Annotated in this window: 24 protein-coding genes; all 24 read left to right on the forward strand. The window is 64.8% G+C overall.

Annotated features, from left to right (window positions below; translation table 11 throughout):
* Positions 1–16: 16 nt before the first annotated feature.
* The 24 genes from FQ775_RS23215 (at position 17) to FQ775_RS23330 (ending at position 25,578) form a co-directional block, all read left to right on the forward strand.
* Positions 17–1,117: a M24 family metallopeptidase gene (locus FQ775_RS23215; protein WP_146297642.1), complete on the forward strand. Its 1,101-nt coding sequence runs from the start codon at positions 17–19 to the stop codon at positions 1,115–1,117.
* Between the two features lie 49 nt (positions 1,118–1,166).
* Complete coding sequence (locus tag FQ775_RS23220; RefSeq protein ID WP_146297640.1) at positions 1,167–2,165, forward strand: zinc-binding dehydrogenase; 999 nt, start codon at positions 1,167–1,169, stop codon at positions 2,163–2,165.
* A 30-nt stretch (positions 2,166–2,195) separates the two neighbouring features.
* Positions 2,196–3,770 (forward strand): hydantoinase B/oxoprolinase family protein, encoded by a 1,575-nt coding sequence (locus FQ775_RS23225; protein WP_146297638.1) that lies wholly within the window; start codon positions 2,196–2,198, stop codon positions 3,768–3,770.
* Between the two features lie 239 nt (positions 3,771–4,009).
* On the forward strand, positions 4,010–4,936 hold the full coding sequence (locus FQ775_RS23230; RefSeq protein WP_146297636.1) for an ABC transporter ATP-binding protein: 927 nt from the start codon (positions 4,010–4,012) through the stop codon (positions 4,934–4,936).
* Positions 4,933–5,694, forward strand: coding sequence for an ABC transporter permease (locus FQ775_RS23235; protein ID WP_146297634.1), 762 nt, complete (start codon positions 4,933–4,935; stop codon positions 5,692–5,694). Before FQ775_RS23230 ends, FQ775_RS23235 begins: the two co-directional genes overlap by 4 nt.
* A 180-nt stretch (positions 5,695–5,874) precedes the next feature.
* Positions 5,875–6,180 (forward strand): DUF6074 family protein, encoded by a 306-nt coding sequence (locus tag FQ775_RS23240; protein WP_146297632.1) that lies wholly within the window; start codon positions 5,875–5,877, stop codon positions 6,178–6,180.
* A 755-nt stretch (positions 6,181–6,935) separates the two neighbouring features.
* Positions 6,936–7,901, forward strand: a complete 966-nt coding sequence (locus FQ775_RS23245; protein WP_206064801.1) for a flagellin N-terminal helical domain-containing protein — start codon at positions 6,936–6,938, stop codon at positions 7,899–7,901.
* Positions 7,902–8,311: 410 nt separating this feature from the next.
* Positions 8,312–9,484, forward strand: a complete 1,173-nt coding sequence (locus tag FQ775_RS23250; RefSeq protein WP_246730220.1) for an ABC transporter substrate-binding protein — start codon at positions 8,312–8,314, stop codon at positions 9,482–9,484.
* A 71-nt stretch (positions 9,485–9,555) separates the two neighbouring features.
* The gene (locus FQ775_RS23255) at positions 9,556–12,018 is read left to right on the forward strand and encodes a methyl-accepting chemotaxis protein (RefSeq protein ID WP_206064802.1); all 2,463 of its coding nucleotides are present in this window, start codon (positions 9,556–9,558) and stop codon (positions 12,016–12,018) included.
* A gap of 300 nt (positions 12,019–12,318) precedes the next feature.
* Entirely contained in the window at positions 12,319–12,606 is a 288-nt protein-coding gene (locus FQ775_RS23260) for an STAS domain-containing protein (protein WP_167813138.1), read from the forward strand.
* Position 12,607: 1 nt separating this feature from the next.
* Positions 12,608–12,973, forward strand: a complete 366-nt coding sequence (locus FQ775_RS23265) for a response regulator (RefSeq protein WP_146297625.1) — start codon at positions 12,608–12,610, stop codon at positions 12,971–12,973.
* Positions 12,974–13,001: 28 nt separating this feature from the next.
* On the forward strand, positions 13,002–15,188 hold the full coding sequence (locus tag FQ775_RS23270; RefSeq protein WP_146301781.1) for a chemotaxis protein CheA: 2,187 nt from the start codon (positions 13,002–13,004) through the stop codon (positions 15,186–15,188).
* Positions 15,185–15,661, forward strand: coding sequence for a chemotaxis protein CheW (locus tag FQ775_RS23275; protein ID WP_167813139.1), 477 nt, complete (start codon positions 15,185–15,187; stop codon positions 15,659–15,661). The genes FQ775_RS23270 and FQ775_RS23275 overlap by 4 nt, the downstream gene beginning before the upstream one ends.
* On the forward strand, positions 15,658–16,539 hold the full coding sequence (locus FQ775_RS23280) for a CheR family methyltransferase (RefSeq protein WP_146297623.1): 882 nt from the start codon (positions 15,658–15,660) through the stop codon (positions 16,537–16,539). The genes FQ775_RS23275 and FQ775_RS23280 overlap by 4 nt, the downstream gene beginning before the upstream one ends.
* Positions 16,536–17,609, forward strand: coding sequence for a protein-glutamate methylesterase/protein-glutamine glutaminase (locus FQ775_RS23285; protein WP_146297621.1), 1,074 nt, complete (start codon positions 16,536–16,538; stop codon positions 17,607–17,609). The genes FQ775_RS23280 and FQ775_RS23285 overlap by 4 nt, the downstream gene beginning before the upstream one ends.
* The gene (locus tag FQ775_RS23290) at positions 17,597–17,986 is read left to right on the forward strand and encodes a response regulator (protein WP_146297619.1); all 390 of its coding nucleotides are present in this window, start codon (positions 17,597–17,599) and stop codon (positions 17,984–17,986) included. The genes FQ775_RS23285 and FQ775_RS23290 overlap by 13 nt, the downstream gene beginning before the upstream one ends.
* On the forward strand, positions 17,983–18,522 hold the full coding sequence (locus FQ775_RS23295) for a chemotaxis protein CheD (protein WP_206064804.1): 540 nt from the start codon (positions 17,983–17,985) through the stop codon (positions 18,520–18,522). Before FQ775_RS23290 ends, FQ775_RS23295 begins: the two co-directional genes overlap by 4 nt.
* Positions 18,523–18,533: 11 nt before the next feature.
* A complete protein-coding gene (locus FQ775_RS23300; protein ID WP_146297617.1) occupies positions 18,534–18,923 on the forward strand; it encodes a DUF8776 family protein in 390 nt (129 codons plus the stop codon).
* Positions 18,924–19,025: 102 nt separating this feature from the next.
* A complete protein-coding gene (locus FQ775_RS23305) occupies positions 19,026–19,934 on the forward strand; it encodes a LysR family transcriptional regulator (RefSeq protein ID WP_146297615.1) in 909 nt (302 codons plus the stop codon).
* Positions 19,935–20,065: 131 nt separating this feature from the next.
* Positions 20,066–21,220 (forward strand): ABC transporter substrate-binding protein, encoded by a 1,155-nt coding sequence (locus FQ775_RS23310; protein WP_146297613.1) that lies wholly within the window; start codon positions 20,066–20,068, stop codon positions 21,218–21,220.
* 144 nt (positions 21,221–21,364) lie between these two features.
* The gene (locus tag FQ775_RS23315) at positions 21,365–22,363 is read left to right on the forward strand and encodes an ABC transporter ATP-binding protein (RefSeq protein ID WP_146297611.1); all 999 of its coding nucleotides are present in this window, start codon (positions 21,365–21,367) and stop codon (positions 22,361–22,363) included.
* Positions 22,360–23,328, forward strand: a complete 969-nt coding sequence (locus FQ775_RS23320) for an ABC transporter permease (RefSeq protein WP_146297609.1) — start codon at positions 22,360–22,362, stop codon at positions 23,326–23,328. The genes FQ775_RS23315 and FQ775_RS23320 overlap by 4 nt, the downstream gene beginning before the upstream one ends.
* Positions 23,318–24,133 carry an ABC transporter permease gene (locus FQ775_RS23325; protein WP_146297607.1) on the forward strand — a complete coding sequence of 272 codons (816 nt, stop codon included), beginning with the start codon at positions 23,318–23,320 and terminating at the stop codon, positions 24,131–24,133. The genes FQ775_RS23320 and FQ775_RS23325 overlap by 11 nt, the downstream gene beginning before the upstream one ends.
* Before the next feature lie 17 nt (positions 24,134–24,150).
* Entirely contained in the window at positions 24,151–25,578 is a 1,428-nt protein-coding gene (locus FQ775_RS23330; RefSeq protein WP_146297605.1) for a gamma-aminobutyraldehyde dehydrogenase, read from the forward strand.
* The last annotated feature ends 94 nt before the right edge of the window (positions 25,579–25,672 follow it).

Below are 25,672 nucleotides of genomic sequence, written 5' to 3' on the forward strand. Positions count from 1 at the left end.
ACAGACGGAACCGAGAATGTCCACACAGACCGCCGACCGACTGACCCGCCTGCGGGCAGCCATGAAGGAGGAGGGCGCCGACCTCGTCGCGATCGCCCCCGGCTCGCATATGGACTGGCTGGTGGGCTTCCATCCCCATCCCGACGAGCGGCCTTGCCTGCTCCTGGTCGGCCGGGAGCGCGAAGCCTTTCTGATGCCGGTGCTCAATGCCGAGGGAACGCGCGAGGAGACAGACATCGCCTTCCACAACTGGGCCGACGCCGACGGCCCCGACGCGGCTCTTGCGGCCGCGCTGGAAGACGTCGGTGGGCGCGAGGCCAGGAACGTCGTCCTCGACGAGACCATGCGCGCCGATTTCGCCCTGCTCCTGCTGGGTGCCCTGCCGGATGCGGCTCACGCCTTCACCGACAGGACGCTCGGACGGCTGCGCATGAGGAAGGACGCCGGCGAGATCGAGAAGCTGAAGATGAACGCAGCGATCGCCGACCGCGCCATGCAGAAGGCCTTCGCGACCATCCGGCCCGGCATGACCGAGAAGGAGCTTGCGCAGGAGATCAAGGACCATTTCGGTTCCGAGGGCGCCGTGCCCGCGTTCTGGATCGTCGGCGGCGGCCCCAACGGCGCCTTCCCGCACCACCAGACCGGCGAGCGCAAACTCGGCGAGGGTGACGCCATCGTCATCGACATTGGCGCCCGCAAGGCGGGCTTTCCGAGCGACATCACCCGCATGGCCGCTGTCGGCCGGCCGCCGGAAGGCTACGGACAAATCCACACGATCGTGGAGAACGCCGTTCAGGCGGCGATGAAGGCGGCCCGCCCCGGTGTCCGGGCCAAGGAGGTCGATGCGGCCGCGCGCAAGGTGATCGCCGACGCCGGCTATGGCGACTATTTCGTCCACCGCACCGGCCACGGCATGGGCATCGACGGACATGAGCCGCCCTACATCACCGCCACCTCAGACACGGTGCTGGAAGAGGGCATGGTGTTTTCGATCGAGCCCGGCATCTACCTTCCCGGCCGCTTCGGCATCCGGCTCGAAGAGATCGTGGTCCTGCGCGAAGACGGCCCAGAAGTCTTGTCATCGCTGCCGCGCGACCTGCACGTCGCGGCGGGGTGACCGGCAAGGCAAACCCGACCGCATCGAACGACCCAACGAAGGAAACCCCATGCCGCGTGCCTGGCGAATCCACGACTATTCAGGCTACCAGGGCCTCAGGCTGGAGGACGAGCCGCTCGAGGAGCCGGGCGCCGGCGAGATCAGGCTCAAGGTCGAGGCCTTCGCCCTGAACTGGGGCGATCAGGACCTGATGAAGGACAATTATTCCTTCAGCTTCCGACACTTTCCCGCCCGCGTCGGCATCGAGGCGGCCGGTGTCATCGACGCCGTTGGTCCCGGTGTCGAAGCGTTTGACGTCGGCGAGCGGGTTTCGACGCTGCCCTATTTCTATTACGACCGCGGCGCCAGCACAGAGTCGCTGGTGATCGACACCCGCTACGTCGCCAAGGCGCCGCCGAACCTCTCCCCGGTCGAATGCGCGTCGATCTGGATGCAGTACCTCACCGCTTGGTTCCCGCTTGCCGAGGTGACGCCGGTCGGGCCGGGCAGCCACGTGCTGGTCACCGCGGCGACTGGCACAGCGGGCGCGGCCGCGCTGGAAATCGGCCGGGCACGCGGCGCGACCATGATCGGCACGACGCGCTTCGAGAGGAATGTCGACTATCTGAAGCGGATGGGCGCCGACCATGTGATCGTTTCGGGCCGCGACGACGTGGCCGGAATGATCGAGGATGTGACCGGCGGCAAGGGGATCGACGTGGCCTTCGATCCGGTCGGCGCCGGACTGATCTCGCGATACAGTCCCGCGCTGGCGCGCAATGCCCGCATCTATTTCTACGGCACGCTCGACAAGCAGTGGCCGGCGCTGCCCTTCGTCGACATGTTCCAGACGAACGCGGTGTTCCAGCCCTATTCGGTATTCAACTACGTCGAGGACGAGGCGGCCTGCGCCCGGGGTCGTGAAGCTGTCTACGGAATGCTCCGCGACGGGGTGATCCGTCCGCAGATCGATCGCGTCTACCCTATGGAAAAATATGTGGAGGCTTTCGATTATCTCAGCCAGCCGCGCAGCACGCACGGCAAGGTGATGATCGAAACCGGCCTCTAGCCGGCGTCTCCGTAACCAAGGTCCCAAGCCATGAAACCCGCCAAAGCCGTCGATCCCATCACCGTCTCGGTCATCCAGGCGAGCCTGATCGCGGCCGCCGATGAGATGTTCGCGGTGCTGAAGAAGACGGCGATGAGCCCGATCATCTACGAGGTGCTCGACGTCGGTACCGGCATCACCGATCCGCGCGGCGAACTGGTCTCCTCCGGCGCCGGTATCCCGACCTTCGTAGGCGTGCTCGACAAGGCAGTGAAACGCATCGTCGAACTCAACGGTCTGGAGAACATCCGCGACGGCGACTGCTTCGTCACCAACGATCCCTATTACGGCGGCGTCACGCATCTGAACGACGTCGTCATCGCACTGCCGGTCTTCGCCGACGGCGAACTTGTGGCCTGGTCCGCCTCGATCGCGCACTGGAACGACCTTGGCGGCATGACGCCTGGCTCGATGTCGGTCGACGTCACCGAGATTTTCCAGGAAGGTTTGCGCCTGCCGGCGGTCCGGCTGTTCGAGGACGGGCGCCCCCTGCGCTCGGTCTTTGACATCATCGCCGCCAATTCGCGCCTGCCCGATTTCGTCAACGGTGATCTCTGGGCGCAGGTGGCGGCGAGCCGCAAGGCCGAGACCCGCATTCGCCAACTGGTCGAGAGCTACGGTCTCGCCGCCTATCGCGCAGCACTCGTGGACCTTTTTGAGGAAGGTGAACGGCGCGGGCTTGCCGGTCTCGCCTCGCTGCCCGAGGGCACCTACGAGATCGAGGAGGAGCAGGATGACGGCGCCTTGTGGCGGGCCGCGATCACGGTCGCCGGGGATCGTTTCACGGTCGACCTTCGCGGCAACCCGAAGCAGCGCGCCGCGCCTTACAACACCAGCCGCGACGGTGCCGTCATCTCGGCCCAGATGATCTTCAAGGCGCTCACCGATCCGACGCTTTTCGCCAATGCCGGCTCATTCCGGGCACTGGAGGTGATCACCGAGCGGGGCACGATCTTCCATGCCGAAGGCAACGCCCCGCACGGCTATTATTTCGAGACCCGAATCCGCCTCTACGACATGCTCTGGCGCTGCATGGCGAAGGCTTTGCCCGAGCGACTGCCGGCCGGGCATTTCGGCTCCATCTGCGGCACCGTGATCGCCGGCGATCACCCCGACACGGCGCGCCGCTTCACCATGGTGGAGCCGCAGATGGGCGGCTGGGGGGCAACGGCGACCCGCGACGGGCTCGACGCGATGTATTCGGCCAGCCATGGCGAGACCTTCAACTGCCCGGTCGAGATTTGCGAGGCGCGCTACGGCCTCGACGTCGGCTTCAAGCGCCTGCGCGAAAGCACCGAGGGCAGGGGCCTGCACTCGGGTGGCAAGGGCATGGAGACGAGCTATAGGTTGCGCGCGCCCGCGATCATGTCGGCCGGCTACAGCCGCGCGCGCCAGCCGGTCTGGGGCGCCAACGGCGGTGACGCCGGCGGTGTCAACGGCCTTTCCGTCATCCACACGGACGGCAGCCGCGACGACTACACCTTCGCCAGCGGTGTGAGGCTGGAGCCGGGCGACGAAATTCTCGTCGGGACAGCAAATGGCGGCGGCTGGGGCAGCGTGTCGTAGCTTCGCCGCGACGTTTCTGCTGTTGGCGGCTCGGCCCTGATCCGACCGCACACCATCCTCAGAGCTGCGTATCCATGGCGGCGATCTGTCGGAGTCGGAGCTGGCCACATGCTGTGGCCGCTCCGACCTGCCCATTCGGCTGGTTTATGCCGGCGTCTGTCAACGCCATGTCAGCATCGCTTTCCGCAGGCCCTTTCCGGGCCTGACTTTTGCCGGCACTTCCGCTATCCGGGGCTCCCATGTCGCCGATCATCTCCGTATCGAACCTTACCAAGAGCTACGCGTCCGGTTTCCAGGCGCTCAAGGGCGTCGACCTGGATGTGCGCCGCGGCGAGATTTTCGCTCTGCTCGGGCCCAACGGCGCCGGCAAGACCACACTGATCTCGATCATCTGCGGCATCGTCAATCGCACGTCCGGCGACATCACGGTCGATGGCCACGATATCCTGAAAGATTATCGCAAGGCGCGTTCGCTCATAGGACTGGTTCCGCAGGAACTCACCACCGACGCCTTCGAAAGCGTCTGGGCGACGGTGTCCTTCACGCGCGGTCTGTTCGGCAAGGCGCCTGACCCGGCCTATCTGGAAAAGGTACTTCGCACGCTGTCGCTGTGGGACAAGCGTGACGAAAAGATCATGGCGCTGTCGGGCGGCATGAAGCGTCGCCTGCTGATCGCGAAGGCGCTGTCGCACGAGCCGAAGATCTTGTTCCTCGACGAGCCGACTGCCGGCGTCGACGTCGAACTCCGGCGCGACATGTGGCAGATGGTGCGCGGGCTGAAGGATTCCGGCGTCACCATCATCCTCACGACGCATTATATCGAGGAGGCCGAGGAGATGGCCGACCGCGTCGGCGTGATCAGCGAGGGCCACATCATCCTGGTCGAGGACAAGGCCGAACTTATGCGCAAGCTCGGCCGCAAGGAGATGCGGCTCCAACTCCGAAATCCTCTCTCCGAAATTCCCCGTAGTCTCGACAACTACGACCTCGCCATCTCCGACGACGGCAACACGCTGATCTACAGCTACGACACGCAAGCCGAGCGGACCGGTATCACGCGTTTGCTGAAGGATCTCGACGCTGCCGAAATCCGCTTCGGCGATCTCGATACCAGGCAAAGCTCGCTGGAAGAGATTTTCGTCAGCCTGGTGAGGAACGGCAAATGAACCTCCACGGCATCTGGGCGATCTATCGTCAGGAAATGGCGCGTACGTTCCGAACGTTGCTCCAGAGCATCGTTTCGCCGGTCATTTCGACCTCTCTCTATTTCGTTGTCTTCGGCGCCGCGATCGGCTCGCGCATCGAGGAAATCGGTGGGGTGAGCTACGGCGCCTTCATCGTGCCCGGACTGATCATGCTTTCGCTCCTGACCCAGAGCATCTCCAACGCATCCTTCGGCATCTATTTCCCGAAGTTCACCGGCACGATCTACGAAATCCTCTCGGCGCCCATTTCCCATTTCGAGATCGTTGTCGCCTATGTCGGGGCCGCCGCCACTAAGTCGATCATCCTGGGCGCCATCATCCTTGCCACGGCGGGCCTTTTCGTACCGTTGCGCATCGAGCATCCGCTGGTGATGATCCTGTTCCTGGTGTTGACCGCCTGCACCTTCAGCCTGTTCGGCTTCATCATCGGCATCTGGGCTGACGGCTTCGAGAAGCTGCAACTGGTTCCGCTGCTGATCGTCACGCCGCTGACGTTCCTCGGCGGTTCGTTCTATTCGATCGACATGCTGCCGCCGCTCTGGCGCACGGTGACCCTGTTCAACCCGGTCGTCTATCTGGTCAGCGGGTTTCGCTGGAGCTTCTACGGCGAGGCGGATGTCGGCGTCGGCATCAGCTTTGGCATGACGCTGGTCTTTCTGCTCATTTGCCTCGGCATCGTCTCCTGGATATTCCGCACCGGCTATCGCCTGAAGGCATGACTCCCTGAACTGTTCTCGACGCCGCTAACTTTCCCGAAAGGTTCCGACCCTCAAGCTCGGGCCATCGGTCGCGAGCGATTCGCGACGTTTCGAATGCCGGAACAGTGCAGCAAAGTGGACTGCTGCACTGCCTCGACGCCTGAGTGGTGTCGGCCCGGCCAGTACGAGGGGAGACTTGGCGTGAAGGCGTTTTGGTACGGGGATGGAGAGGCCGCAGATGCGGCGCGTGTGGTGGCGTTTCCGCTCTGGCGGCGAGCAGGCGAAGTGGATGCGGCGGCGCGTGCACTTGCCGGCATCAGCAATGTCGATGCCCGCGACGAGTTCCGGCACGGGCTCGCGGCGCGCTTCTTCGGCGAGCTTGAAAAGCTCGGCCTCTGCGAGAGCGAGCAGGATGAGGAGGTTGGCGCCTTTTTCTACGAGGTCGAACTGGCGCTGCAGACTTTGTTCGAGGAGGCCCTTGCCGAGGTGACCACCGGCATCGGCTGACGGCCGTACTGGCCGCTTCGTCAAGGCCGCTGCGCCGCGGGCTGAAGGAGTTCCCGGTTATCACCCGCGCGGCGCCGGCATATCGCGCACTGACGGGAATTTCGCCAGCACGACAGCTGCCGATCATGCTCGCGGTTGGCGCGAACGGGTCGCGTCGTGTGGCAGCCCGCAAGTCCGATCCTGCCAACAAACTCCTTGGCCGCAACGACCCCCGTCGGCGGACTCTCAAATACAAGATAGATCGACGTTTCATCGCGGGTTAGGCATGCGCCCAAGCGCGATGAGCGGACGTCGACGCGTGCGATTCGCCCCCACTCACTCCGCAAGACGGGCATCCGCCTTCGGCAAGCTTCGCCGCTGCGAATCAAGAGATACAGCGCCTCTAGCAGCTCGTTTGCCGGCAGCGGAAAACGACCGGGAAAGTTAACCTCGTTAAGGCGATCGCCGGTCGAAACCAGGTCCGTCCATTAACCATAGTTGCCGCCGAGGCGCGGAGTTCCCGCGGATTTTCTGCGGGTTTCTGGCGGATTTCCACGAAAACACGGGCGTTTCCGCAGCTTTCTCGCTGCGTCTGGCTGCGCCATGTCGAGAGCGGCCCGAGGGTCGTTAACCCGATTTACCGTTTATTAAGCATGATCGTTCACAAACGTTAAGACGCGGCGGATCGGATTTCCGACAGGAAGGGGATGACCCGCGGCAACAGGGGTAACACTTCCGCCCGTGAAGCTCCGGGCAAAAATGAAAAGGGGCCTAGCGTGTCCAGTATTCTGACCAACGCCTCCGCGATGACCGCGCTGAAGAGCCTGCAGGCGACCAACAAGGCGCTTGCCACCACCCAGGCTCGCATTTCCACGGGCTATCGCGTCGCCGAAGCCAGCGACAACGCCGCCTACTGGTCGATCGCCACCACAATGCGCTCGGACAACAAGGCCCTGCTCACGGTCCAGGACGCACTCGGTCTTGGCGCCGCCAAGATCGACATCGCCTATACGGGCATCAACAACACCATCGACGTCGTCGACGAGATCAAGGCCAAGCTGGTCGCCGCCCGCGAGCCCGGCGTCGACCGCGCCAAGATCCAGGCCGAGATCACGGCACTGCAGGGACAGCTGACCAGCAACGCGGCCGCCTCGTCCTTCTCCGGCGAGAACTGGCTATCGGTCGATTCGAGCGCCGCCAGCTACAACGCCTCGAAGTCGATCGTCGCATCCTTCACCCGCGCCTCCGACGGCACGGTCTCGGTGTCGACGATCACCATCAATACCGACAGTGTGAAGCTGTTCGACTCCGCGGTAGACGCGGCCGCAGCCGGTACCGGCATTCTCGACGGTCGCTACGACACGGCGACCGGCGCGCTGCTCGCCGACCAGTCGGCCGGCGGCTTCACTGTCGCCAACCTCGACATTTCGGCCCTGACCAACAACGCAGCCGACCTGACCACGCTGGACAACTACATTCGCGGTGTGGACGACGCGATCAGCCGCATGACCAAGGCGGCTTCCGATCTGGGCGCCGCCAAGAAACGCGTCGACCTTCAGGTGTCCTTCGTCAACAGCCTGATGGACGCTATCGAGCGTGGCGTCGGCTCGCTGGTCGATGCCGACATGAACAAGGAATCGACCCGCCTGCAGGCGCTCCAGGTACAGCAGCAGCTCGGCATCCAGGGTCTTTCGATCGCCAATGCCAGCGTCCAGGGTATCCTCTCGCTCTTCCAGGGTTAAGGCACCTGAAAGGCATCGCCCGAACGATCTTTCCCCGACTTGACCTCTGGTCCAGGCCGGCGCGCAAGCGCCGGCTTTTTTTGTCCGCTGGACGGTCGCGAAAGCGGCCGGCGAGGCTTGGATGGTTGATCGGAGGTTAACAAGTTGGATGGCAATCGAATTAACCTTTGTACAAAGTTTGTTGGCTATCACAGCAGATGCGGCGGCATTGGGGGGCTGCATCCACCAACAGGCATGAGGCCGGGTCGCCGGGCCGGCTCGTTCGGCATGTGCATTTTTCGCCACGCCCGGCGTTTTTCCGGGAAGAGCCTGCCTTGCATGTTGCCACTCCGGTTCCGAGCCAAATCCTCTCTTAGTTCTCGTTGCTTCCGCCGTGGCGCGGAAATTTCAGCTTCTTGTGGAGACGCCCGATGATCCTCCTCGACAGACGCGCCGCGATGAAACTCGCACTGGGCGCGGCCGCCGGCTTCGCCATTCGCCCGATGCCGGCGCTGGCTGAAACAGGCGTTGACGACAAGCGCATACTTTTCGGTCAGGCCGCAGCACTCGAAGGACCGGCCTCGGCGCTGGGCACCGGCATGCGCACCGGCATCCTGGCCGCGTTCGAAGAGGCCAACCGGGCCGGCGGCGTCTCGGGCCGCAAGCTCGACCTTGTGTCGGTTGACGATGGCTATGAACCCGGCAAGGCCATCGCCGCGACAAACCGGCTCATCGAGGATGAAAAGGTCTTCGCACTGATAGGCGCGGTCGGCACCCCGACCTCCAACGCCACGCACCCGATTGCCGAAGCGGCCGGGGTACCCTTCATCGGTCCATTCACCGGCGCCGAATCGCTGCGCAATCCGCATAAGCCAAACATCGTCAACGTCCGCGCCTCCTACTTCCAGGAAACGGAAATGATGGTCGAGCGCATGACGCGCGACCTCGGCGCCAAGCGCATCGCCATCCTTTACCAGGACGACGCGTTTGGCCGCGCCGGCCTGGCGGGCACCCGCAAGGCCATGGACAAGCGCGAGATGGCGCTGGTCGCGGAAGGAACCTTCCAGCGTAATACCACAGCGGTGAAAATGGCGCTGATCGAGATCCGACGCCAGGAGCCGGACGCGGTGATCCTGATTGGGCCCTACAGACCCTGCGCCGAGTTCATCAGGGTGGCGCGCAGCATCGATTTCAATCCGCGCTTCATCAACATTTCCTTCGTGGGCAGCAACGCGCTAGCCAAGGAACTCGGCGCCGATGGTGAAGGCGTCTACATCACCCAGGTGGTTCCGTTTCCGGGCGATGCGTCATTGCCGCTGGTCGGCCGCTATCACGCGGCGCTCAAGGCGCATGAACCGGGCGAGCAGCCGGGTTTCGTGTCGCTCGAAGGCTACATCGTCGGCCTGCTGACCGTGATGGCGCTCGAAAAGGTCTCCGGCGAACCGACCCGCCAGGCCTTCCTCGACGCCGTCAAGAGTGGCTCTTTCGATCTGGGCGGGCTGACCCTTTCCTACGGCGCCAGCGACAACCAGGGCTCCGACGATGTCTTCCTGACCGTCATCAACAAATCCGGCGGCTTCGACGCCGTCACAGCGATCGGGTGAAGGCCATGCGCAACGACGATCATCTGACACCCGAGACTGCAGTTTCTGGCGGGATTTCCGGAGAGCGGGACGTGAACGAACGAAACGATCATTTCGACGACCCCGATCTCCACGATGACGAGTCCCAAGAGGCGGAGGCGCCCCGCGAGGTGAAACCGTCGCGCTTCGGCATCAAGGCGCGCCTCATCGGCGCCTTCATCGTCGTGACCGGACTGACGCTGGCGGCATGTTTCGTCAGCTACCGCTCCTTCGTGGCGATCGATCGCAGTTTTGCACAGGTCACCCAGGAAAGCCTGCCGCAGATGGAACTCGCCTTGTCGATCTCGCGCCAGGGCGGCGAGGTGGCCGGTCTGGCGTCGGCGATCGCCATTGCCGACGACGCGGGTTCGCTCGGCTCACTCAGTGAGCGAATCAGTGCGCGCGAGCAGGAACTTGGTGCGGAGATCGCCACCCTGGTCGACAAGGGCGTCGACGAGGGCATCGTTTCCGGCCTTGAGGGGCGCTTGTCCGACCTGTCCCAGATGGGGCGTGAACTGGTCGCCATGAAGAACCGCCAGTTCGAATTGCGCGGCGAACGCGTCGCCATCACCGAGGCGACGCTCGCAGCCCATGGCGCACTGACCGAGATCATGGTGCCGGTGATCGACGATGCCGGCTTCAACCTGCACATGGGTCTCGAAGGCCTGATCAAGACGATCGATCCCTTCATGCTGATGGCGACGGTCAAGCGCCTGGCCGACGTCCAGCTGACCCAGCTCTACAACGCCTGGGCATTGCGCACGGAGGCGAACCACGCCCTCGGCATCTTCGCCGAGGCCTCGCTTGCCGAAAGCGCCAGCGTACTCGTGAATTTGTCGGACCGGTTCACTGCGACGACTGCCAAGGTCGACAAGGCAGTGGCTTCGCTGCCGCCCGAAGCGGTGACCGAGCGGCTGCAGGAGGGCGTTGCCGCACTGATGCAGCCCGGCCGCGCCGAGCGCTCGATCTTCGTCATCAGGCGCGAGGAGATCGAGGCTGCCTCAGCCGTCAACGGGCTGGTGGCAAGGTATCAGGAAAGCCAGGCCGGCCTGACGGCTGGCATGCAGGAACTCGTTACGACGACGCAGACGCGGTCGCACCAGTTCATCGACAGCGCGGAAAGCAGCCTCGCCGATGCCAAGACGTATCTGATGGTGCTTGCCGCCTTCAGCCTTCTGGTGTCGATGGCGATCGCCTGGTTCTATGTTTCCAACAGCGTCCTGCGCCGCCTGTCGCGTATTCACCAGGTGATCTCGGCGCTCGCCGCCGGTGACCTCGATCTGCAGCTTTCCGAGCGTGACCGCAGCCGGCGCGACGAACTCGGCGAGATTGCCCGCGCCGTGGAGATCTTCCGTGACAATGCTGTGGCCAAGGTCACGGCAGAGGCGCAGGCCGAAGAGCATCGCACGCAGACCGAGGTGGAACGGCGCCGCAACGCCGACATGTCCGCTTCGGCGGCCGAGAAGCAGGCCTTCGTGGTGCGCTCGCTCGGCGAAGGCCTCGAGAAGCTCGCTTCCGGCGACCTGACCTACCGCCTCGAAGAAGCGTTCGCCGAGGAGTACCGCAAGCTCCAGGACGACTTCAACCGGGCGATCGCCGCCCTGCACGACGTCATGGGCGGTATCGTCGTCAGTTCGAACAACATGCGCACGGGCAGCGGCGAGATATCGACGGCCGCGGACGTGTTCGCGCGCCGCATCGAACAGCAGGCCGCCAGCCTCGAGGAAACGGCGGCCGCGCTTAACGAGATCACCTCCAACGTCAAGCGTACCGCTGACGGGGCTGGTCGTGCTCGCAACGTCGTCAACGCCGCCAAGGACGATGCCGAACGGTCCGGTGAGGTGGTAACGCGCGCCGTCGCGGCCATGAACGAGATCGAGAAATCGTCGGAACAGATCGGCCAGATCATCGGCATCATCGACGAGATCGCCTTCCAGACCAACCTGCTGGCCCTCAATGCCGGTGTCGAGGCCGCGCGCGCTGGCGAAGCGGGTCGGGGCTTTGCCGTCGTCGCCCAGGAGGTGCGGGCGCTGGCCCAGCGCTCCGCCGAGGCGGCCAAGGAGATCAAGGGGCTGATCTCGGCCTCCGGCGAGCAGGTGGGCTGCGGCGTGGCCCTGGTCGGCGAGACCGGCGAGGCGCTTCGCGCGATCGTCGGCAAGGTTGCCGAGATCAGCGACACCGTCGTCGAAATCGCCGCCAGCGCGGAAGAGCAGGCAACGGGGCTTCAGCAGATCAATACTGCTGTCAACCACATGGACGAATCGACCCAGCAGAACGCCGCCATGGTCGAGCAGTCGACGGCGGCGAGCCATGGGCTGGCCAAGGAAGCGAGCCAGCTCGCCACGCTGATCGGGCGTTTCCGCATTGCGGGCGCGGTGGCTGCGGCATCCGAACCGGCCTCCGCGCCCGCCGGAGTGCCCGCGAAGGGCCAGGTCGCGATGCGCACGACCGGTCGCGCCGCCGTGGCGGCCGCGGCCGAGGCGGTCGACGTCGATGACGGCTGGGAGGAGTTCTGATGGCCGTGGTGGTCGCGCCATCGCGAAGCCCGGGATGTCCAGCCGTCTCCGGCAGGCGCATGCGCGCGGCAGCGTTAACAAGTGTTAAACCAATGCATGCGAATCCTTGCTGGGCAGGGATTGGCGAGGACGGCGCCAAAGGCATGACGCCGCTCCCGCACTCCGGTTTTCCCGGGATGAAGATCATGGACAGGCGGCTTTCCGGCGTCGCGCGGCCTGCGCGCAATGCTCCGGCAACGACTGTCGCCGTCCGTGGGCGGGGCGAGACCCGAACTGTGGGGCATTGAGGGGAATGGGCAAATGAAGGCGGGAACCTCGGAAGCCGTGAAGCTGGAGCCGGTGCTCGACATCACCGCCGCTGGACCGCTCGTCGCGGAGTTCCTGAAGGTGCGGGGCAAGGATGTCGTCGTCGACGCCTCCGCGGTCGAGAAGATCGGAGCCCAGTGCATTCAGGTGTTGCTGTCGGCGTCGGGAACCTGGGCGCATGACGGCATGGAATTTGAGCTGGCGAAGCCTTCGCAGGCCTTTGCCGAAAGCCTCGAAACCGTGGGGCTTGAAGTCGCCAATATGAGCGTGAGGAACGTTTGAGATGACCAAGACAGTATTGACCGTCGATGACTCGCGGACCATCCGGGAAATGTTGCGCGCCACCCTGACCGAAGCCGGCATGAACGTGCTGCAGGCCGAGGACGGCGTTCACGGGCTGGAGGTGCTGCGGGGCGCGCGCCCGGATGTCATCGTCACCGACATCAACATGCCGCGCATGGACGGTTTCGGCTTCATCGAGGCGGTGCGCGGCGACGAACAGCATCGCGCCATCCCGATTCTCGTGCTGACGACCGAAAGCGTCGACGACAAGAAGGACCGCGCCCGACGCCTTGGCGCCACCGGCTGGATCGTCAAGCCTTTCGACCCGGCCAAGCTGGTCAATGCGATCAACCGCGTAGCGGCCTGAAAACCCGGAGAACGTGCCAGTGGATACGATGGCGGCAATCAAGCAGACGTTCTTCCAGGAGTGTGAAGAACAGCTTGCCGAACTCGAGACCGGGCTCCTCGCGATCGAAAGCGAGCAGAGCGACGAGGACACGATCAACGCTGTCTTCCGGGCGGTGCATTCGATCAAGGGCGGAGCCGGGGCCTTCGGCCTCGACGAACTGGTTCGTTTCGCGCACACATTCGAGACCGTGCTCGACCTCATGCGCGGCGCTCAGATCGACGCCTCGCCGCCCCTGATCAAGCTCATGCTGCGCTCGTCGGACATCCTCGCCGACCTTGTGCGCTATTCGCGCGACGGCGGCGACATGGACCAGGGCCGCGTTGCCCAGCTCCACGATGAATTGACTCGCATCGTCGATCCTGACGGCGCCCCCGAGCCGGCGGCCGAAGCGGCGCCCGTGGTGACTGATGACGGTGAGGATTCCCCCGCCGAGGGCGACGATTTCTATCCGATTACCGTGTCATTTGACGATCTTGTCGGTGACGACGGTGAGGCCGCCGGCGCCAACGTCTTCAAGGTGTGGTTCAGGCCGAAGCCGGAACTCTACGCCAAGGCCAACGACGCCTCGAAGCTGCTGCGCGAACTGTGCGCGCTGGGGGAGGCCGACGTCGCCTGCGACATCTCCGAGGTCCCGCTGCTGGGCGAACTCGACCCCGAGGGCGCCTATCTCGCCTGGAACGTTCGCCTTTCGACCGAGTCGGATGAGGCCGCCGTTCGCGAGGTTTTCGAGTTTGTCGAGTTCGACTGCGATATCAGGATCGAAGCCGAGCCGGCCGTGGACGCCGATTTCGAGTTCACGCCGGAGCCGGTAGCCGAGGTCGATGCCCCCGCCGCCATCGCCGCCAACGATCAGCCGGCCATACCGGAGGCGGTCATGGAACGGCTGGCAGAAGTCGTGGCCGAACCGGCGGCGAAGCCGGCTGCGGCGGCGAATGCGCCCGCCACGCCGGCGCAGCAGGTGCAGACCACCATCCGCGTCGATCTCGACCGCGTCGACCGGCTGATCGATCTCGTCGGCGAGCTCGTCATCAACCAGTCGATGCTTGCCCAGCGAGTGACGGAAGCCGGCATCGCTCGGCTGTCGGAGGTGGCCGTCGGGCTCGACGACCTCGAGCAGCTGACCCGAGAGATCCAGGATTCGGTGATGGCGATCCGCGCCCAGCCGGTACGCCCGATCTTCCAGCGCATGTCGCGCGTCGTGCGCGAGGTCGCCGACATGACCGGCAAGTCGGTGCGGCTGATCTCGGAAGGCGAGAACTGCGAGGTCGACAAGACCGTCATCGAGCGGCTGACCGACCCGCTGACGCACATGATCCGCAACGCCATCGACCACGGCCTGGAAAAGCCCGAGGACCGGGTCAAGGCCGGCAAGCCCGAACAGGGTGTCGTCCGGATGACCGCGGCGCACCGTTCCGGCCGTGTGATCATCGAGGTTTCCGACGACGGCTGCGGCATCAACCGCGAGCGCGTCAAGGAAATCGCCGTCAAGAAGGGCATCATCGACGCCGGCGCCCAGCTTGCCGACAACGAGATCGACGACCTGATCTTCGCGCCGGGCTTCTCGACCGCCAGCTCGGTCTCCGACGTTTCGGGCCGCGGCGTCGGCATGGACGTGGTCAAGCGCTCCATCCAGGCGCTCGGCGGGCGCATCGCGATCAGCTCCAAGCCGGGCAAGGGTACCGTGTTTACGCTCAGCCTGCCGCTGACTCTCGCCGTCCTCGACGGCATGGTGGTGACGGTGGCCGGGCAGACACTGGTGGTGCCGCTGACGGCGATCGTGGAAACGCTGCAGCCCAAGAAGTCCGACGTTCACGGCCTTGGCGAGACCGCCCGTGTCATCTCGACCCGGGGCTCGTTCATTCCGCTGATCGATGTCGGCCGCGAACTGGGCTATCGCGGCACCGAGGCCGATCCGGTCGGCAGCGTCGCGATCATGGTCGAATCGGAGAACCGGGCCCAGAGCGCGCTTCTCGTCGACGGCATCATCGGCCAGCAGCAGGTCGTCATAAAGAGCCTTGAAACCAATTACGGGCATGTCTTCGGCGTGGCCGCGGCGACGATCCTCGGCGATGGCCGCGTCGCGGTCATTCTCGACGTCGACGCCATCGTCGCCGGCAGCCGTTCGGAACCGTCGCGTGCCGAACCAGCAAACCGAAAGAGGAACGCAGCATGATGCAGGCCAAGGAAAACGACGCTTTGAAAAACAGCGAGCTGATCGCCTTCAGGCTCGGCGAGCAGGAATTCTGCCTCGATATCATGTCGGTGCGCGACATCAGGGGCTGGACGCCGACGACCCCGCTGCCGCACTCGCCGGCCTATGTGAAGGGCGTGATCAACCTGCGCGGCTCGGTGCTGCCGGTGATCGACCTGTCCGCCCGTCTCGGCTTCCCGACCACGGAGCCGACCGCGCGCCACGTGATCATCGTCACCCAGGTCGGCAACCAGTCGGTCGGCCTGCTGGTCGACGCGGTCTCGGACATTCTGACGATCACCTCCGAATCGATCCAGCCGACGCCGGACGTCGCCTCCGAGCTGGCGCGCTGCTTCATGAAGGGCGTGCTGGCGATCGAGGGCCGCATGATCAGCCTGATCGGCCTCGACAGCGTCATCCAGTCGACGCACGAGGGAACGGGAACGCTGAATTGAGCCAAGCCGCCGCGCCTCAGACGTCCGGTATCGTTCCTGGTGAGTATCTGCTCACCGAGGAGGATTTTCGCCGCATTGCGTCGATCCTCCACGATCATGCCGGAATCCAGTTGTCGGAGGCCAAGGCGGCACTCGTCTACGCCCGGCTGGCCAAACGGCTGCGGGCGCTTGGCCTGGAGAGTTTTCGCGACTATTGCACCCTGGTGGCGGGTTCGAGCGGGCTCGACGAGCGCCAGCGCATGGTCGCGGCGCTCACCACAAACGTCACCAAGTTCTTTCGCGAAGCGCATCATTTCGAGCACCTGAAACAAAAGGTGCTGCCGGGCCTGCTTGACAGGGCGCGGCGCGGCGAGGAAGTCCGGATCTGGTCGGCCGGCTGCTCGAACGGCCAGGAGCCCTACACGATCGCGCTGGTGCTGTTGTCGGTGATGCCCGACGTCGCGCGCCACGACATCCGCATCCTTGCGACCGACATCGACCCCAACATGATCGCGGAAGGGCGCGCCGGCGAATACCCCGAAAGCGCGCTGACCGACGTGCCGGCCGAGATGCGGCGGCGCTGGCTGCAGCGCGTCTCCTCGACGGGCGAGACACGTTTCCAGGTCGCCGACGAGGTGCAGAGCCTGGTCGCGTTCCGCGAACTCAACCTGTTCGCCAAATGGCCGATGAAGAAGCGTTTCGACGTCATCTTCTGCCGCAACGTGGTGATCTATTTCGACAAGACCAAGCAGGCCGAGCTGTGGACGCGCTTTTCCGCCGCGCTCAAGCCCGGCGGGCATCTTTATATCGGCCATTCCGAACGCGTTTCGGGGCCGTCCGCAGACCATTTCGTCGCTGACGGCGTCACGACCTGGCGCCAGACAAGGGGGGGAGTGTGATGAAACCGGTAAGGGTTCTGATCATCGACGACAGCGCCACCATGCGCAAGATCATCCGCTTTGCGCTCGAGGCCAACCCCGGCATCGAGATCGTTGGCGAGGCGCCGGACCCGACCGAGGCGTTCCGCATGGTCGACACGCTCGATCCGGACGTGATCACCCTCGACATCGAGATGCCCAAGATGAACGGCATCGACTTCCTGCGCCGGGTGATGAAGCACCGCCCGCGACCGGTCATCATGGTGTCGACACTCACGGTGAGCGGCGCGGCAGTGACCATCGAGGCGCTCGCGCAGGGTGCCTTCGACTGTGTCGCCAAACCTTCGCTCAAGGACAACGCCTCCTTCGACGATCTCGTCGAGAAGGTACTGGCCGCTGGCTCCGGGCGCCATCGCGCCCGTCCGCCTGCGCGGCCATCGTCGAGCGAACCGCGCGAGCCGCGCAAGACGCTCGGGCTTGGCTCAATCAGCGAACGGGTTGTCGCCATAGGCGCTTCGACCGGCGGTGTTGAAGCGCTGATCACGGTACTGACAGAGTTCCCCGCCGACTGTCCGCCGACCGTCATCACCCAGCACATGCCGGCCAATTTCACGCGATCCTTCGCCGACCGGCTCGATCGCATGTGCCAGCCACGCGTGCAGGAGGTGGAGGACCGGCGGCCGCTGTCGCGGGGTAACGTCTACATCGCGCCGGGCGGCCAGTTCCACCTGGAAGTCGTGCAGCGCGGCGACACTTTGGAAAGCCGGCTTCGCGCCGGCGACACTGTTTCGGGTCATCGTCCGTCAGTCGACGTTCTGATGGGTTCGGTGGCGCAGGCCGCCGGAGGCGATGCGGTGGGGGTCATCCTGACCGGCATGGGCAAGGACGGCGCGGACGGGCTCCTGAAGATGAGCAGGGCCGGCGCACGGACGATCGGGCAGGATGAGGCGACCTCGCTCATTTACGGGATGCCGCGCGTGGCATTCGAGGTGGGCGCGGTGCAAAAGCAGGTAGCGTTAAACAGCATTGCGCGGGAGATCTTTGCCGGCGCCAAAGCAAGAAAAGAAGGGTCCGTGCTATGTCACTCCTAGCCCAGCTGAGGATACTGGCGGTCGACGATACGACAACCAGTCGCATGCTTTTGCGCGATGCACTGGAAACGATCGGGTTCAGGAACATTGCGGTTGCCGCCGATGGCGAGCAGGCGATGCAAATGATGATGAAGACGCCCAGCCATCTCATCATCTCCGACATGAACATGCCCAAGATGGACGGGCTGCAACTCCTCAAGGCGATCCGCACCTACAAGCCGACCGCACGCGTGCCGTTCATGATCCTGACCGGCAACGCCGACAAGAACGTCCTCGTCGAAGGGCGCAAGCTCGGCCTCAACAACTACCTCAACAAGCCGTTCACTCCCGCCGATCTGAAGAAGGCGCTCGAAGCGATCGTCGGGAGGCTTCATTGATAGGGGCACGTCCCGAACGCGTTCACGTCATCCAGGGAGAGTGTTTCGTTACGGACAAGCAGGACGCGGTTCTGACCACCGTGCTCGGCTCCTGCGTGGCGGCCTGCATGCGCGACCCGGTCCTGAAGATCGGCGGCATGAACCATTTCCTGCTTCCCGGCGGCGGCGAAGGTTCGGGCAACAACGAGGCCGAGCGGTTCGGCGTCTATCTGATGGAGTTGCTCGTCAACGGCCTGCTGAAGCGCGGCGCCCGGCGTGAGAACCTGGAGACGAAGCTGTTCGGTGGCGCGCGCACCGTGCAGGGTTTTGCCGACATCGGTGGCAAGAACATCGAATTCGCCCGGCATTTCCTGGAAAACGAGCAGATCTCCTATGTCGGCGGCAGCGTCGGCGGGGACCAGGGCCGGCGCCTCGAATACCACCCGGCAACGGGCAAGGCGCGCCAGTTCCTGTTGCCGCGCACCGTCGCTCCGGTCCCGCGTCCCGAACCGCGCGTTCCGCAGGTACCGGCGAGCGGCGAACTCGAACTGTTCTGAGGGGAAGTGGCGTGAGCGTAAACGGAGCCGTCGCGGTGGAGATCGACCAGACCGAACCGGTCGGCGACGTGTTGGCGCGGATAGAGGCCGAACTGGAAGCGATCGCGCATGCGGTCGACGCCAACCAGGCGCATATCGCGGCGGCGATCGGCGCGGCCGCGGTGGCAGATCCGGCCTATGCGAGCGCGGTCCAGGAGGCCGACCTGCTGTCGCAGAAAGTTGCCGGCATCGCCTCGTTCCTGCGCGCGATCTTGCTCGAACTGTCGCCGGAGTGGCGCGTCGACGCCACCGCAGCCGTTCGCGCGCTGAAGCTCGCCGAGCTGGCGCACAGGCTTGGCACCCAGGGGCGCGGCGAGCACGCCCACGACGATATCGACTACGGCCACTGCGACCTTTTCTGAACGCGAGCATCATCGGGGGCGGCGTAAGTCCGCCATGCGCCGAGGCTTGGCAAGGCGAGACGCAAGCTTTCCTTTCCCGGTGCCTGGCCTATTAATGCGGACATGGCCTTCACCTTCCGCCAGCTGCAATACTTCGTCGCCGTAGCCGAACAGGGCGCCGTGTCACGCGCCGCGCAGATACTGTCGATCTCGCAATCCTCGGTCACGGAAGCAATCAAGGAACTCGAAGGCGACCTTGGCGTGGAACTCTTCGAACGGCATCCGCGGGGCCTTTCGATCACGCACAAGGGACATCAGTTCCTGCGCCATGCCACCAAGATCCTCGGCGACGTCTCCGATGCCCGACTGACCTTCTCCCGCGATCCGGAAGCGCTCACCGGCCGACTGCAACTGGGCGTGACATCGCTGGTTGCCGGCTATGTGCTGTCGGATCTCCTGGCCCGATACAGACGCGCCTATCCGGGCATCGACGTTTCCGCGATCGAGGACAATGGCGAATATCTCGAACACCTGCTGATCGGCGGCGAACTCGACGTCGCGGTGATGGTGACCTCCAACCTTCGCGACCGCATGGCGCTGCAGGCCGAAATCCTCGAGGTTTCGCCCTATCGGCTGTGGTTGCCTCTGGGCCATCGCCTGGCCGGCGCCGACATCATCGCGCTCGAGGACATTGCCGGGGAACCGCTGATCATGCTCACGATCGACGAGATTGAGGAGAGTACGGGCAAGCTGCTGGCCGCGCTGGGCACCCGTCCCCATGTCGCCTTCCGCACCCGGTCGGTCGAAGCCGTGCGCAGCCTCGTGGCAACCGGAGCAGGCGTGGCCCTTTTGCCGGACCTGATCTACCGCCCGTGGTCGCTAGAAGGTGACCGCATCGAGTCGCGCGACATCTCCGGTTCGCTGCCGGTCGTGCAGGTAGGCATGGTCTGGCGGCGCGGCTCCGGCCTCGCCCAGACGGCGCGCGACTTCATCGGTATCGCACAGGGCCAGCGCACAAACCGGCACCGCTGACGATATATATCGGAAAAATCGATATCGCCTTTCTGATAAATGAAATTGCGAATGGTCAGGTTTCGGCACACCTTGGCGGCGAGGGATCAGGCCGCCGCTGGAGAGCGGCCCCCGTCAATGGGAGAACCGTCATGACGAGACTGCTCAGTTCCTGCACCGCTATCGCGCTCGCCCTTGCGGCGACAAGCCCGGCCGTTGCCCAGTTGAAGGAAATCGGCGAGGGCGAAGGCCAAGTCAACATCGTCGCCTGGCCGGGCTATATCGAACGCGGAGAGACCGATCCGAAATTCGACTGGGTGACCGGGTTCGAGGAAAAGACCGGCTGCAAGGTCAATGTCAAGACAGCGAACACGTCCGACGAGATGGTGGCCCTGATGAACGAGGGCGGCTTCGATCTCGTCACCGCCTCCGGCGATGCCTCGCTGCGGCTCGTTGCCGGCAAGCGCGTCCAGCCCGTCAACGTCGATCTCGTGCCGAGCTGGAAGGATGTCGACGACCGCCTGAAGAGTGCACCCTGGCATACGGTCGACGGCGTGCATTACGGCGTGCCCTACATGTGGGGCCCCAATGTGCTGATGTACAATACCAACGTGTTCAAGGAGGCACCGACCTCCTGGAACGTCGTCTTCGAGGAAATGGAGCTTGGCGACGGCCAGTCCAACAAGGGGCGTGTCCAGGCCTATGACGGGCCGATCCACGTCGCCGACGCCGCCCTCTACCTGATGCATCACCAGCCAGACCTCGGCATCAAGAATCCGTACGAACTGAACGACGACCAGTACAAGGCCGCACTCGACCTGCTGCGCCAGCAGCGTCAGCTTGTCGGCCGCTATTGGCACGACGCCTTCATCCAGATCGACGACTTCAAGAACGAGGGCGTGGTCGCGTCCGGTTCGTGGCCGTTCCAGGTCAATCTGCTCAAGGCCGACGGCCAGCCGGTGGCATCGGTGATCCCCCAAGAGGGCGCAACGGGCTGGGCCGACACCACGATGATGCATGTCGACGCCGCCAATCCCAACTGCGCCTACATGTGGATGGAGCACACCCTGTCGTCCAACCTTCAGAGCGATCTGTCGGTCTGGTTCGGGGCCAACCCCTCCGTTCCGGCCGCCTGTACCGACGGGCGTGGCATGCAGAACGCCGAAGGCTGCACCACAAACGGCATGGACGATTTCGAGAAGATTCGCTTCTGGACCACGCCGGTCTCCAATTGCGAAAGCCAAGGGCAGTGCGTTCCCTACTATCGCTGGGTCTCGGACTATATCGGCGTGATCGGCGGCCGCTAGGGTCATCGAACGCACCTGCCGCCTCTCCCCGCTTGCCGGGGAGAGGAACGGGCCTTAGTGGCGTGCCATCCCGCACGCTTTGCGGGGACCAAACCTGTTGACGGCGGCCGAGACCAGGTCCGCCTGCCGCCAGATCGCGAACCGATGACACCAGCCGTCACCTTTCAAGAAGTCTCCCGCCATTTCGGCTCCGTGCGCGCGGTCGATGCCGTCGACCTCGAGATCGTGGCGGGCGAATTCTTCGCCATGCTTGGCCCGTCGGGTTCGGGCAAGACCACCTGCCTGCGCCTGATCGCCGGCTTCGAACAGCCGACGGCTGGGCATATCGAGATTTTTGGCGAGACCGCAGAGGGTGTTCCGCCCTATCGCCGCAACGTCAACACCGTGTTTCAGGACTATGCGCTCTTTCCGCATCTGAACGTCATCGACAATGTCGCCTACGGCCTGATGGTGCGCGGCATCGGGCGCACGGAGCGACTGCAAGCGGCAGAAGAAGCCCTGACGCTGGTCCAGCTTCCCGGCTATGGCGAGCGCCGGCCCGGGCAGCTCTCGGGCGGCCAGCGCCAGCGCGTCGCGCTCGCCCGCGCTCTCGTCAACAAGCCGAAGGTGCTCCTCCTCGACGAACCGCTCGGCGCGCTCGACCTGAAGCTGCGCGAGCAGATGCAGGAAGAACTGAAGGCGCTGCAGAAGACGCTCGGCATCACCTTCGTTTTCGTGACCCACGACCAGGGCGAGGCGCTGTCGATGGCCGACCGTGTCGCCGTCTTCAACGACGGCAAGATCATGCAGATCGGCACCCCGGAGGACATCTACCGCCGGCCTCGGTCTCGCTTCGTCGCCGATTTCGTCGGCTCCTCCAACGTGCTGCCGCCCGAGTTCGTGCAACGCTATTCCGGCCAGCGCGGCTGGGGCAGCCTGCGGCCCGAGGCGATTCGTATCCAGCGTCAGACCTCGGGTGACGGTGTGCCCGCCCGCATCGTCTCGCGAAGTTTTCTCGGCGCCACCACCCGCGTCGCGCTCGATGCCGACGGCATCAGGATGCATGCGACGTTGCCGGCCGGCACCGCGATCCCGGCCGAGGGCGAAGCGGTCATGCTCACCTTCAACCGCGAGCACCTGCATCTGATGGACGAGCCGGCATGAGCGTCGCGGCGTCCATGGAGCGGTCGGGCCCGGCGGCGATCCTGCCGGGGCGTGGCGGCCTCTTCGGCGCCATCTCCGACACCTTCTGGCGCCGGCCGGCACTGCTGCTGTTCCTCATGCTGACGCCGCCGGTGCTGTGGCTGGGCATCGTCTATCTCGGTTCGCTGTTCGCGCTGCTGCTGCAGAGCTTCTTCTCAATCGACGAGTTTTCCGGCCTGATCCGCTACGAGTTCACGCTGAAGACCTATCGTGAACTCTTCCAGGCCACCAATCTCGACATCATCCTGCGCACGGTCGTCATGGCCGCGGCCGTTACCATTGCCGCCGCCGTGGTCGCGTTTCCGATCGCCTACTATGCGGCTCGCTACGCGCGCGGCAAATGGAAGGCGCTCTTCTACCTCGGCGTGATGCTGCCCCTGTGGTCGAGCTATCTGGTCAAGGTCTATGCGTGGAAGCTGATCCTGGCCAAGGAGGGCATTCTCACCTGGCTCTTCGACCGCATCCACATGACGTGGCTGATCGAGGCATGGCTGTCGCTGCCGATCGTCGGCGGCAACTCGCTGTCCTTCTCCTTCACCGGCACCTTCCTCGTGTTCCTTTACGTCTGGCTGCCGTTCATGATCCTGCCGACGCAGGCGGCGCTGGAGCGCGTGCCGGGCAATCTCATAGAGGCGTCGTCCGACCTCGGCGCCTCGGCGGGGCAGACGTTCCGCCACGTGCTGTTGCCGCTCGCCCTGCCAGGAATGGTGGCGGGGTCGATCTTTACCTTCTCGCTGACGCTTGGCGACTACATCATCCCGCAGATCATCGGCACCTCGCGGCTGTTCATCGGCCAGGCGGTCTATGCGCACCAGGGCACGGCCGGCAACATCCCGCTGGCCGCCGCCTTCACCGTGGTGCCGATCGTCGTGATGGCCTTCTACCTGTGGGGTGCGAGGCGCATGGGGGCCTTCGATGCGCTCTGACCGCAACGCCTCCGCCCCCCTCGGCCTGAAGATTGCCGCCGCGGCGGGTCTGCTGTTCCTGCACCTGCCGATCCTGCTGATTTTCGTCTACGCCTTCACCACCGAGGACAAGAGTTATCAGTGGCCGCCGCCCGGCTTCACCACGCGCTGGTTTGCCGTCACCTGGAACCGCCCCGACGTCTGGCAGGCCCTGTCGTTGTCGGTGAAGGTGGCCGCGATCTCGACGGTGATCGCGCTGGTGCTCGGCACGCTGTGCGCGGCCGCCGTCAGCCGCTCGCGCTTCTTCGGCCGCGAGACGATCTCGCTCCTCGTCATCCTGCCGATCGCCTTGCCGGGCATCATTACAGGCATAGCGCTCAGGTCGGCCTTCAACCTCGCCGACATCCCGTTCTCCACCTGGACCATCGTCCTGGGGCACGCCACCTTCTGCGTCGTCGTGGTCTACAACAACGCCGTCGCGCGTTTCCGCAGGACGTCCGGATCGCTGATCGAGGCCTCCTACGATCTCGGCGCCGACGGGTTCCAGACCTTTCGCTATGTCATCCTGCCCAACCTCGGCACGGCGCTACTCGCCGGCGGCATGCTGGCCTTCGCGCTTTCCTTCGACGAGGTCATCGTCACCACCTTCACCGCCGGCCAGCAGCAGACCCTGCCGATCTGGATGCTCGAGGAACTGGTGCGACCGCGCCAGCGCCCGGTGACCAATGTCGTCGCCATGGTCGTCGTGCTTGTCACTTTCCTGCCCATACTCGCCGCCTTCTACCTGACCCGCGACGGGGACCAGGTGGCCGGGGGCGGCAAATGATCCCCCAGGAGGAACCCATGGACACCCAGATGCTGATCGGATCGGCCTTCGAGAAAGGCACGGAGGCGGAGGAAAAAATCCTCAACCCCAGAACCGGGGAAACGGTCCTCGACCTGCCGGAGGCGAGCCAGGCCCAGATCGACGCGGCCGTCGCCGCAGCGGCGAAGGCGTTTGTCTCCTGGTCGAAAACCACGCCCGGCGAAAGGTCGGGCTATCTCCTGAAGATTGCCGAGCGCATCGAAGCCGAGGCGAAGGAGTTCGCGGCGCTGGAGGCGCTCAACTGCGGCAAGCCGATCAACGCTGTGCTGAACGACGAGATTCCGGCCATCGTCGACTGCTACCGCTTCTTCGCCGGCGCCGTGCGCACGCTTCCCGGCGCCGTGGCGGGCGAATACATGGCCGGCTTCACGTCGATGATCAGGCGCGACCCGATCGGCGTCGTCGGCTCGATCGCACCCTGGAACTATCCGCTGATGATGATGGCCTGGAAGCTGGCGCCCGCGATCGGCGGCGGCAACACTGTCGTCTTCAAGCCGTCGGAGCAGACGCCGCTCACGGCTCTGAAGCTGGCGAGGATCTTCGCCGACATCCTGCCGGAGGGCGTGGTCAACGTCGTGCTCGGCCGTGGCGATACGGTCGGCAATGCGCTGATCAACCATCCGAAGGTGAACATGATCTCGCTCACCGGGGATGTGGCGACCGGCAAGAAGATATTGCAGGCCGCCGCGAAGTCGGTGAAGCGGACCCATCTGGAGTTGGGAGGCAAGGCGCCGGTGATCGTCTTCGACGACGCCGACATCGACGCCGTGGTCAACGGGCTGCGCGCCTTCGGCTACTACAACGCCGGCCAGGACTGCACGGCCGCCTGCCGGGTCTATGCCGGCGGCAAGGTCTACGACAAGCTGGTCGCCGACCTCACCTCGGCCGTCTCCTCGATCCGCTACGCGAAGGACGACGACACCGAAAACGAGATCGGGCCGCTGATCTCGCCGCGCCAGCGCGACCGCGTAGCAAGCTTCGTGGAACGCGCCGCCGAGCTCAAGCACATCGAGGTCACCACCGGCGGCAAGCCGGGCGCCGGCAAGGGCTTCTTCTATCAGCCGACCGTGGTGGCCGGGGCGTTGCAGGCTGACGAGATCGTGCAACGCGAGGTGTTCGGGCCGGTCGTGTCGGTGACCCGCTTCAGCGATGTCGACGACGCCGTCGCCTGGGCAAACGACTCCGATTACGGGCTTGCCTCCTCGGTGTGGACCAAGGATGTCGGCCGCGCCATGGCAACGGCTGCCCGGCTGCAGTATGGCTGCACCTGGATCAACACCCACTTCATGCTCGTCAACGAGATGCCGCATGGCGGGCTCAAGCAGTCGGGCTACGGCAAGGACATGTCGTCCTACGCGCTCGAGGACTACACGGCGGTTCGCCACGTCATGGTTGCGCACGGATAGGCCGACTGCCTTGCCGCTCGGGCAGATGGGGTTATGATTGCCATGAGGTTTGGCGCCGGCCGCGCGTGAACCGCGGCCGTGCCGACCCGACCGG

Source organism: Nitratireductor mangrovi, assembly GCF_007922615.2.
Taxonomy (GTDB): domain Bacteria; phylum Pseudomonadota; class Alphaproteobacteria; order Rhizobiales; family Rhizobiaceae; genus Mangrovimarina; species Mangrovimarina mangrovi.